At 68.5% G+C, this 10,246-nt stretch carries 7 protein-coding genes and 1 tRNA gene; 2 read left to right on the top strand and 6 right to left on the bottom strand.

Features of this window, described 5'->3' with window-relative positions; translation table 11 throughout:
• The first annotated feature begins 698 nt into the window (after window positions 1–698).
• Window positions 699–1,637 carry a sigma-70 family RNA polymerase sigma factor gene (locus tag AP234_RS15690; RefSeq protein WP_055480380.1) on the top strand — a complete coding sequence of 313 codons (939 nt, stop codon included), beginning with the start codon at window positions 699–701 and terminating at the stop codon, window positions 1,635–1,637.
• A 135-nt stretch (window positions 1,638–1,772) separates the two neighbouring features.
• Entirely contained in the window at window positions 1,773–2,231 is a 459-nt protein-coding gene (locus AP234_RS15685; protein ID WP_055480379.1) for a hemerythrin domain-containing protein, read from the top strand.
• 85 nt (window positions 2,232–2,316) lie between these two features.
• On the opposite strand, the gene AP234_RS15680 is transcribed toward AP234_RS15685, so the two are convergent.
• From AP234_RS15680 to recF, 6 genes are all read right to left on the bottom strand, one after another.
• Window positions 2,317–2,390, bottom strand: a tRNA-Ile gene (locus tag AP234_RS15680).
• A 152-nt stretch (window positions 2,391–2,542) separates the two neighbouring features.
• Window positions 2,543–3,103: a DUF3566 domain-containing protein gene (locus AP234_RS15675; protein WP_083502137.1), complete on the bottom strand. Its 561-nt coding sequence runs from the start codon at window positions 3,101–3,103 to the stop codon at window positions 2,543–2,545.
• A 403-nt stretch (window positions 3,104–3,506) separates the two neighbouring features.
• On the bottom strand, window positions 3,507–6,014 hold the full coding sequence (gyrA, locus tag AP234_RS15670) for a DNA gyrase subunit A (RefSeq protein ID WP_055480378.1): 2,508 nt from the start codon (window positions 6,012–6,014) through the stop codon (window positions 3,507–3,509).
• A 28-nt stretch (window positions 6,015–6,042) separates the two neighbouring features.
• Window positions 6,043–7,947: a DNA topoisomerase (ATP-hydrolyzing) subunit B gene (gyrB, locus tag AP234_RS15665; RefSeq protein WP_431998655.1), complete on the bottom strand. Its 1,905-nt coding sequence runs from the start codon at window positions 7,945–7,947 to the stop codon at window positions 6,043–6,045.
• Between the two features lie 440 nt (window positions 7,948–8,387).
• A complete protein-coding gene (locus AP234_RS15660; protein WP_055480376.1) occupies window positions 8,388–8,981 on the bottom strand; it encodes a DciA family protein in 594 nt (197 codons plus the stop codon).
• Window positions 8,971–10,170, bottom strand: coding sequence for a DNA replication/repair protein RecF (gene recF / locus AP234_RS15655; RefSeq protein WP_055480375.1), 1,200 nt, complete (start codon window positions 10,168–10,170; stop codon window positions 8,971–8,973). The genes AP234_RS15660 and recF overlap by 11 nt, the downstream gene beginning before the upstream one ends.
• Between the last annotated feature and the right edge of the window lie 76 nt (window positions 10,171–10,246).

Raw genomic sequence — 10,246 nt, 5'->3', positions numbered from 1 at the left:
CCCCCCCCCCCCCCCCCCCCCCGAGGGCGGCGAATCCCGTAATGCAGGCGAAAGCAACCACCTTGATCCGGTCCAGCCACACGCCGGCCCGGCGTGCCTGCCTCGGCGTTGGAGTTGATGGAGTACAGATGGCGGCCAACGCTCCGGGTGGTGAGCACGTAGCTCATCAGGGTGGCCAAGGCGAGGACGATGAGCACCCACGAGCGGGAGGCCGCAGTGGTTGATGAGCAGCGTGCCGCCGACCAGGACCCGCGCGACCACCGGAATACGGGGCAGCAGCGCCTTCGGTCGGGGAGATCCGCTGGCCAGGCGAACGCCTGCGGCCGCGCCGTTGGATCCGCCGTGCACGCCGATGACGACGCCGCAGAGGATCCCCGCGACGATGACCAGCGGCGCCGGAACGCCCAGCGTGCTTTTCACCACGCCATCACCACGGCGCCAGCCCGCTCGCGTCGACGATGCGTCGTCGCTGTTCAGAGGCCCGTGTCGTCCCCTGTCACCGAAGGGACGGGATTGCCCGGCGCCGACGCCCGAGGCGTACGGCCGCCGGCGGACCTCGCGATCAAGAGCGCGCGTGAGACACGCACGCGCCCGATGCGTGTCGATGTCAACGGGCTGGGCACGGGGGAGGCATTGGGGTGAAGCGCTATGACCATCCACTACAGCGAGCCGCTGTCGTTCATCGGTGGGATGGCGTGATGGGCAGGGCTGAGCCGTACGAGCCTTATGACGAGCCGGACCTCCTGGGACAGTACCTGCACCAGATCGGCCAGACGCCGCTGCTCACCGCCGAGCAGGAAGTCGACGTGGCCAAGCGGATCGAGGCCGGTGTGTACGCCCGCCATCTGCTCGACGAGAACGGCGACATCGAGGATGAACGTCGTGCCGAGCTGGAGGATGCCGCAGCGGACGGCGAACTGGCCAGGGACCACATGCTCCGGGCCAACCTGCGCCTGGTGGTGTCGGTGGCCAAGAAGTACTACCACCGGGGCTGGCCGATGCTGGACCTCATCCAGGAGGGCAACCTCGGGCTGATGCGCGCGGTGGAGAAGTTCGACTACGCCAGGGGCTACAAGTTCTCGACCTATGCGATGTGGTGGATCCGACAGGCGATCGACCGCGGCCTGGCCGACAAGAGCCGGCCGGTCCGCCTGCCCCTCCACGTCGTGGAGCAGATCACGAAGGTCAACCGGCTGGAACGCGAACTTGAGACCCGGCTGGGTCGTGAACCCACGGACGTCGAACTCGCCGAGGCCGCGGGCCTGACCGTGGGACAACTCACCGACCTGCGCCGGGTCAGCCGAGACGTGATCAGCCTGGACACGCCGGTGGACGGTGAGGAGGAGACGCGGTTCGGTGATCTGATCGCCGACGCACAGGTCGCGCCGGCCTCGGAGCTGCTGGAGCAGCGGGCGCTGGCTGAGGAGCTCCGTGCCCTGGTCGACCGGCTGCCCGAACGGGAGGCGCTGATCGTCAGCCTGCGCTATGGCCTGAGTGACGGCAGGACGCACACCTTCCAGGAGATCGGCGAGCGGATCGGGCTGACCCGGGAACGGGTGCGTCAGCTCGAACGGCAGGCCCTGGGCACACTGCGCCGCCCGGAACGGATCGAGCCGCTGATGGCATGGGCCGGCTGATGCAGGTGAGGGCCACCACAGGCCATGTCATCGGGTGGTCGCGGGCGGCGAGACCCGGTGAGACACGGAGGTCTGCCCGTTTACGGCCACGGGCCAGGGTACGGGGGACTACCGGAGCAATGAAAGGGAGATCCGATGGTGAAGGTCCAGCAGGAAGGCGACGTCGTCGACCTCATCCTGGAGCAGCACAAGCAGATCCGCCAGCTCTTCAGCCGGGTCGTGCACACGGAGGGCGAGGAGCGGGCCAGAACGTTCGAGGAACTCACGCACCTCCTGGAGATCCATGAGCAGGCCGAGGAGCGCGTCGTGCATCCGGTGACCAAGGACGTCGCGCGCGGCGTAGCCGAGGCCCGGGTGCACGAGGAGGACGAGGCCAAAAAAATGCTCAAGCAGCTCAAGAAAATGGGTCCCGACGCCGACGGCTTCGACGACCTGTTCCAGCAGTTGAAGCACGCCGTGGACGAACACGCCACGCAGGAGCAGCGGGAGGAGTTCCCCAAGCTCCGCGAGAAGTGCGACGAGGACCAGCTGCGCGAGATGGCCGAGAAGTTCCGGAAGGTCCAGGCGACCGGGGACGGCCGACGCAAGCGCTGAGCAGCGCAACGGTCGAATGACGGTCAAAACGATCGAAAGGCCAGGTCCCTGATTTGGGATCTGGCCTCTGAACCGGGCTTCGCGGTGGGGCTACCTGGACTCGAACCAGGGACCTCTTCCTTATCAGGGAAGCGCTCTAACCGTCTGAGCTATAGCCCCGCATCTCGGTGCAAGGAACGTTACCGCATCTCGTCCGCGGCGGCGAATCCGTTCCCCGACCGAGGTAAATCCTACCGTGCCCGTGGCGCCGGCCGGTCCGTACGAGCGTGTAGGGCTACCGCTTCGGCTCGTGGTAGCCCTACACGACTCGGCTATTCGGCCTCACTGAAGGTCATCTCCACACCGCCGACCAGGTCGGCGGACATGTTGTAGATGACCGCGCCCAGCGTGGACAGGGCGGTGATGAGCACGACGTTCACCGCGCCGAGCAGTGCGGTGTAACCGAGGATGCGCATGGGCTCGAACCAGCCGCTGATGTTGATGGCGACACCCGTGCTCTGGTCACCCGCCAACTGCTCCACGGCATCGGTGATCGAGGTGAAGACGCCGAGCGCCGAGAGCACTCCGTACAGCACGGCCACGGCCACGAACAGCACGACGAAGCAGACCAGGGAGACGACGAAGCTGAACTTCATCGCCGACCACGGCTCGATGCGGCGCAGCACGAGGTGGGCCTTGCGCGGTGGCCGGACGCCGGACTTCCTGTCCTTGGCCGGCTTGCCGCCCAGCATGCCCTGGGCGTCCTTGCGTTCCTCGAAGGTCAGGCCCTTCACGGCGCCACCCGCGGGCAGCCCGGCGGCGTCCCCCATCGGGCCGGTACGGGCGGAATCTCCAGCGGGCGTCGGCCGGGGGAACCCCGATACGGAGTTCATCGGGCCGGCGTTGCCCCCACCCCCCGGGCCGCCGGCCGGGCCCGGCGCGGGACCACCCGAGGGACCACGTGACTGACCACCCGGCGAACCGCCGGAGCCGACCGGCCCTTTGGCCGGGCCGCTCCCGGCGGAACCACCGGGCTGGCCCTTCGGCGGCAGGCCCGACGGTCTGGCGTATGCGGCGGTGGGCTCCGCCGCGCCCACGGGCTTGCCGTCTCTGGCACCGTCCGCGGGCGGACGCTGCTTCCACGGCTGGTCCGGTGCTGAGGTCCGGACACGAACGGTGTCTCCAGCGGAGTCTCCGGCCTTGGCCTTCTCGCCAGGGGTCACATCTTTGTCATCGCGCGCCACTCTGGCGACGCTACCCCCATCGTGGGCCCGTCCGGTAACCCCGTTCCTCCCGTCATTCATCAGCCTCGTCTCCTGCCCCGTTTTCCTCGGTCGCCAACGACTCGGCATTGCGGGCAAGGGCCACGACGCTGTCCCCTTCTGCAAGGTTCATCAGGCGCACCCCCATCGTCTGCCGGCCGGAGCGCTTTATCTCTCCGGCGCTGGTCCGGATCACCCCGCCCGCTGACGTGATCGCGAAGACCTCGTCCTCGGGGCGCACCATGACGGCTCCGACAAGCTTGCCACGGGAGCTGACGATTTTCGCGGTCAGCACGCCCTTACCGCCCCGGCCCTGCACCGGGTACTGCTCGGCCGGGGTGCGCTTCGCGTACCCGCCCTCCGTGGCGATTAACACGTCCTCGCCGCCCGTGATGACGTTCATGGACAGGAGTTCGTCGCCGTCGACGAACCGCATGCCGATGACACCGCTGGTGGCCCGGCCCATCGGGCGCAGGGCCTCGTCGGAGGCGGTGAAGCGGATCGACTGCGCGTTCTTGGAGACGAGCAGGAGATCGTCGTGCTCCGAGACGAGCCGGGCCGCGATCACCTCGTCGTCCTCACGCAGGTTGATGGCGATGAGCCCGCCGGACCTCGGCGAGTCGTACTCCGACAGCCGGGTCTTCTTCACCAGACCGCTGCGGGTCGCGAGCACGAGGTACGGCGCGACGTCGTAGTCCCGCAGGGCGAGCATCTCCATGACATGCTCGTCGGGCTGCATCGCGAGCAGGTTGGCCAGATGCTGGCCGCGCGCGTCACGCCCGGCGTCCGGCAGCTCGTACGCCTTGAACCGGTAGACCCGGCCCTTGTTGGTGAAGGCCAGCAGCCAGTGGTGGGTCGTGGTCACGAAGAAGTGCTCGACGATGTCGTCCTGGCGGAGCTGGGCGCCGCGCACTCCCTTGCCGCCGCGCCGCTGGGCCCGGTAGAGATCGGTGCTGGTGCGCTTGGCGTAGCCGCCGAGGGTGATCGTGACGACGACGTCCTCTTCGGCGATCAGGTCCTCCATGGACATGTCGCCCTCGTGCGCGGTGATCTCCGTCTTGCGCTCGTCGCCGAACTTCGTGATGACCTCGCTGAGCTCGTCGGAGACGAGCCGCCGCTGCCGCGGCTCCGAGGCGAGGATGTCGTTGTAGTCGGCGATCTGCGCCATCAGACCGTCGTACTCGTCCTGGATCTGCTGGCGTTCCAGTGCGGCCAGCTTGCGCAGCTGCATGTCCAGGATGGCCTGCGCCTGCACCTGGTCGATGTCGAGCAGCGTCATCAGGCCGCCCTGGGCCTCGGCCGCCGAAGCCGATCCCCTGATCAGCGCGATGACCTCGTCCATCCGGTCGAGTGCCCTGAGCAGGCCGCGCAGGATGTGGGCGCGTTCCTCGGCCTTGCGCAGCAGGAACCGGGTCCGCCGGACGACGACCTCGATCTGGTGCGTGACGTAGTGCCGGACGAACTGGTCGAGCCGCAGTGTCCGGGGCACGCCGTCGACCAGCGCGATCATGTTCGCGCCGAACGTCGTCTGGAGCTGGGTGTGCTTGTACAGGTTGTTCAGCACGACCTTGGCGACCGCGTCGCGCTTCAGCACGATCACCAGCCGCTGGCCCGTACGCGAGGAGGTCTCGTCGCGTACGTCGGCGATGCCGGTGATCCGGCCGTCCTTGACCAGCTCGGCGATGGTGAGGGCGAGGTTGTCCGGGTTCACCTGGTACGGGAGTTCGGTGACGACCAGGCACTGCCGTCCCTTGGCGTCCTCCTCGACCTCGACGACGGCCCGCATGATGATCGAGCCGCGGCCGGTGCGGTAGGCGTCCTCGATGCCGCGGCGGCCCACGATGAGCGCGGCGGTGGGGAAGTCGGGGCCCTTGATCCGGGCCATGAGCCCGGCCAGCAGCTCGTCGTCGTCCGCCTCGGGGTTCTCCAGCGCCCACTTGACGGCCTCGCCGACCTCGCGGAGGTTGTGCGGCGGGATGTTCGTCGCCATGCCGACCGCGATGCCGGCCGAGCCGTTCACCAGCAGGTTGGGGAACCGCGACGGCAGGACGACGGGCTCCTGCGACCGGCCGTCGTAGTTCGGCTGGAAGTCGACGGTCTCCTTGTCGATGTCCCGGAGCATCTCCATGGCGATCGGCGCCAGGCGGCTCTCGGTGTACCGCATCGCGGCCGCGGGGTCGTTGCCCGGCGAACCGAAGTTGCCCTGTCCGTCGACGAGCGGATAGCGCAGCGACCACGGCTGCGCGAGGCGTACGACCGTGTCGTAGATCGAGGTGTCGCCGTGGGGGTGATAGGACCCCATGACGTCACCGACGATGCGCGAGCACTTGAAGTAGCCACGATCGGGGCGGTAACCCCCGTCGAACATCGCGTACAGCACCCGGCGGTGCACGGGCTTGAGGCCGTCGCGCACGTCCGGCAGCGCACGGGACACGATGACCGACATCGCGTAGTCGATGTAGCTGCGCTGCATCTCGGCCTGGATGTCGACCGGCTCGATGCGATCGGCGGGTGGCCCGGGCTGAGTGTTCACTTCCGTCACGAAAAGTCCTTCTGCTCAGACACTCTGCTCAGACGTCGAGGAACCGGACGTCACGGGCATTGGCGATGATGAAGTTCCTGCGGGCCTCGACGTTCTCGCCCATGAGGACGCTGAACAGGTCGTCGGCCTGGGCGGCGTCATCGAGGGTGACCTGGCGGAGCAGCCGGGTCTCCGGGTTCATCGTGGTCTCCCAGAGCTGGGCGGCGTTCATCTCGCCCAGACCCTTGAAGCGCTGCACGCCGTCGTGCGCCCGCGGGTCGCGCTTGCCCCGCGCGATGCCGTCCTCGATGATCGAGTCACGCTCGCGGTCGGAGTACGCGTACGAGGCGTCCTCGCCCTTGCGGTCCCACTTGATCTTGTAGAGCGGCGGCTGCGAGAGGTACACGTGACCGGCCTCGATCAGCGGGCGCATGAACCGGAACAGCAGCGTCAGCAGCAGGGTGGTGATGTGCTGCCCGTCGACGTCGGCGTCGGCCATCAGGATCAGCTTGTGATAGCGGAGCTTGGCGATGTCGAACTCTTCGTGCACTCCGGTGCCGAGCGCCGTGATCAGCGCCTGGACCTCGGCGTTCTTGAGGACCTTGTCGATCCGCGCCTTCTCGACGTTCAGAATCTTTCCGCGGAGCGGCAGGATCGCCTGGAACTTGGGGTCGCGGCCACCCTTCGCCGAGCCGCCGGCCGAGTCGCCCTCGACGATGAACAGCTCGCATTTGTCCGGCTCCGACCACTGGCAGTCGGCCAGTTTGCCCGGCAGCCCGCTGCCGCTCTCCAGCAGCGACTTGCGTCGGGTCAGGTCGCGGGCCTGCCGGGCCGCGATGCGGGCGCGGGAGGCCTGGAGCGCCTTGTTGATGATCTCCTTGGCCTCGCCGGGATTGCGCTCGAACCAGTCGCGCAGGTGATCGTTGCAGGCCTTCTGGACGAACGACTTCGCCTCGGTGTTGCCCAGCTTGGTCTTGGTCTGCCCCTCGAACTGGGGGTCGGCCAGCTTCACCGAGATGATCGCGGCGAGACCCTCGCGGATGTCGTCGCCGGTGAGGTTGTCGTCCTTGCCCTCCTTGAGGAACCGCTGCTCCCGGGCGTAGCGGTTGACGATGCTGGTCAGCGCCGCGCGGAAGCCCTCCTCGTGGGTGCCGCCCTCGGCCGTGTTGATCGTGTTGGCGAAGGTGTAGATCGACTCGGTGTAGGAGCCGTTCCACTGCATGGCGATCTCGAGCGAGATGCCGTCGCCGTGCTCCTCGAAGTCGATGACCGAGCCGTGGATCGGGTCCTTCTTGGAGTTGAGGTGGCTGACGAAGTCGGCCAGGCCGCCCTCGTAGAAGTAGGTGACGACCTTGGGCGCGCCGTTGATGTACTCGGGCCGCTCGTCGGTGAGCTGGATCGTCAGGCCCTTGTTGAGGAAGGCCATCTCCTGGAACCGGCGCGAGAGCGTCTCGAAGTTCCAGGCGGTCGTCTCGAAGATCTCCGGGTCGGGCCAGAACGAGATCGTCGTGCCATGGTCGTCTGTCGGCTCGCCCTTCTGGAGCGGGCCGGTCGTCTTGGCCTTGACGTACGACTGCCGCCAGACGTACCCATCGGTGCGGACCTCGACCTCGAGCCGCTCGGACAGCGCGTTGACGACCGAGGCGCCCACGCCGTGCAGGCCGCCGGAGACGGCGTACGACTTGCTGTCGAACTTGCCGCCCGCGTGCAGCACGGTGAACACGACCTCGACGGCCGGACGGCCCTCGGCGGCCACTATGCCGACCGGGATGCCGCGGCCGTGGTCGAAGACGCGCACCCCGCCGTCGGCGAGCAGCGTCACCTCGATCCGGTCGTTGTAGCCGGCCAGCGCCTCGTCGACCGCGTTGTCGACGATCTCGTACACCAGGTGGTGCAGGCCACGCTCGCCCGTCGAGCCGATGTACATACCCGGGCGCTTGCGGACCGCTTCCAGGCCCTCGAGAACGGTGATAGAGCTTGCGTCGTAGGACAAGTGCGAAATCCTCCTGCCGCGGACACGCGGCGCCGGGCACCCTTGATTGGCTGCCCTGGCCGTGCCCGTCACCGTTGTGAGTGCCCCGATGCGCTCACCCAGGGGAGTCGGTTTCCAGGTATGACTGGACCGGGGTGAGACAAACCGGACGTGTCCTTGAGTCCGGCTTCATTCTACCGTTCCGATGGACCACAGGGGGCATTGACGGGCGCTGTGATGCCCTGTCGCTTGACGATCATGGTTTTGAGCACCCCCCACATGGGATGGGGGTCGTCGCCTCAGGGGCGATTTTGAGCCGGTTCGACGTCCGGCCCTCCGGCCCCGGACGCGCCCGGTGTCCGGCTCGGTCTCGTACCGCTCGGTTTAGTACGGCTCGGCGCTCCGCGTCCTGTTCGTACGGCTCAGCCGTAGGTGTCCCGCGGCCCACGCGAGCCGCGTACCCGCAGGCCGCCATCGGGCCGCGGACCTCCGACGGGACCGCGTACCTTCACATGCTTGACCGTGCCGTCGCCGAGCTCCTCGTTCAGCCGCCTGACCAGCGTCGTCGCCAGCAGACGCACCTGTGTGGCCCAGGCCGTCGAGTCGGCGGTCACGACCACCTCGCCGTCCGCGAAGCTCTCGGGCCTGGTGTGCTCGGCCATCCCGGGACCCACGATCTCGCGCCAGCGGCCGAAGACCCCGCCGATCGCCGCCGACTGCTCCCATCCCCGGTCGGCGAGCAGATCACGGATCGCCCGGCCGAAGAGCTGTGGATCACCGGAGTCCCGCCGCTGACCGCCGGAGCGGCGGCGCGGCTCGCTACGGGGAAGCTGCCCGCGTTTGGCGGCGTCCGCCTTGGCCTGCGCCAGCTTCTCCCGTGCCAGCGCGGCGCCCTTCGCCGTCGTCTCAGCCGCCGCCGGGGATGGTTTTCCACCGCCTGTGGATAAAGCGGGGGATGAGGGTGTATTCGAAGCCGCGCCGTGAGGAGGCTCAGGCTGTCGGCGTTCAGCGGACACGGGTCACGGTCCCCTCCGCCACGTCGAAGCGCGCACCGGCGAGCTCCGGCGGCACGTCGCCCGCCACCGCCGCGGTGATGAGCACCTGCTCCGCCGGAGCGACGATCTCGGTGAGCCGCCTGCGCCGCTGGTCGTCGAGCTCGGCGAACACGTCGTCGAGGATCAGCACGGGATCACCGCCGTCCGATCGGAGCAGGTCATAGGCGGCCAGCCGGAGCGCCAGCGCGAACGACCAGGACTCGCCATGACTGGCATAACCCCGGGCGGGCAGCTCGCCGAGCTGGAGCAGAAGGTCGTCGCGGTGCGGGCCGATCAGGGTGACGCCACGCTCCAGCTCCGCCCGGCGCACCTCGGCGAGGCCGGCGCGCAGCCGTTCGGCGATATCCTCACGACTTGTCCCCAATGGGGGCATATCTGTGGATAACTTTCCTTCATCCGCCGAGCTTCGGTACTCCAGGTCGGCCAGGGCGGACGACGGAGCGAGCGTGGCGTAGGCCTTGGCCGCCATCGGCCGCAGCGCGTTGACCAGGTCAAGGCGGGCCGCCGTCAACTCGGCGCCGTGCCGTACGAGATGGGAGTCCCAGATCTCGAGGGTGGCGAGCACGTCCCCCGCGCCGGCGGCGGCGAACGCCGCGTCGTCGTCCTGTCTGCGTGCACCACGTCGGCGGCCGCCGCCGGAGGCGGCCACGGTACGCAGCAGGGCGTTCCGCTGCTTGAGCACACGTTCGTAGTCGGCACGGACCCCGGCGAGCCGCGGAGCTCGGGCGGCGAGCAGCTCGTCCAGGAAACGGCGCCGCTCCGAGGGGTCGCCCTTGACCAGCGCGAGATCCTCGGGCGCGAACAGCACGGTGCGCAGCAGACCGAGCGCCTCGCGCGGCCGGGGCACCGGGGAGCGGTTCACCCTCGCGCGGTTGGCACGGCCCGGATTGATCTCCAGCTCGATCAGCGCGCGGCGGTCGTCCTTGACGACGACGGACCGGATGATCGCGCGTTGCGCGCCGTGCCGTACGAGCGGGGCGTCGGTGGCGACCCGGTGACTCGAATGGGTGGCCAGGTAGCCCAACGCCTCGACCAGATTGGTCTTCCCCTGCCCGTTCGGCCCGACGAAGGCCGTCGGCCCCGGCTCGAGCGTGAGCTCGACCTCGGCGTACGACCGATAGTCGGTGAGGGAAAGGCTCGCCACATGCACGCCCGTAAGGCTAGCCCGCCCCACCCCCCACCTTCACCGTGATCTTGCAGTTACTCGCAGGCTTGCCCTGCCACCT

The organism is Sphaerimonospora mesophila (assembly GCF_001417795.1).
Classification (GTDB): Bacteria; Actinomycetota; Actinomycetes; order Streptosporangiales; family Streptosporangiaceae; genus Sphaerimonospora; species Sphaerimonospora mesophila.
The sequence above is the reverse complement of the archived record's forward strand: the minus strand, read 5'-3'. Positions and strand labels throughout refer to the sequence as shown.

Bases quoted from the DNA above. Each gene is read 5' to 3' on its own strand.
- AP234_RS15690 (WP_055480380.1), top strand. From the start codon at position 699: ATGGGCAGGGCTGAGCCGTACGAGCCTTATGACGAGCCGGACCTCCTG.
- AP234_RS15685 (WP_055480379.1), top strand. From the start codon at position 1,773: ATGGTGAAGGTCCAGCAGGAAGGCGACGTCGTCGACCTCATCCTGGAG.
- AP234_RS15675 (WP_083502137.1), bottom strand. From the start codon at position 3,103: ATGAACTCCGTATCGGGGTTCCCCCGGCCGACGCCCGCTGGAGATTCC.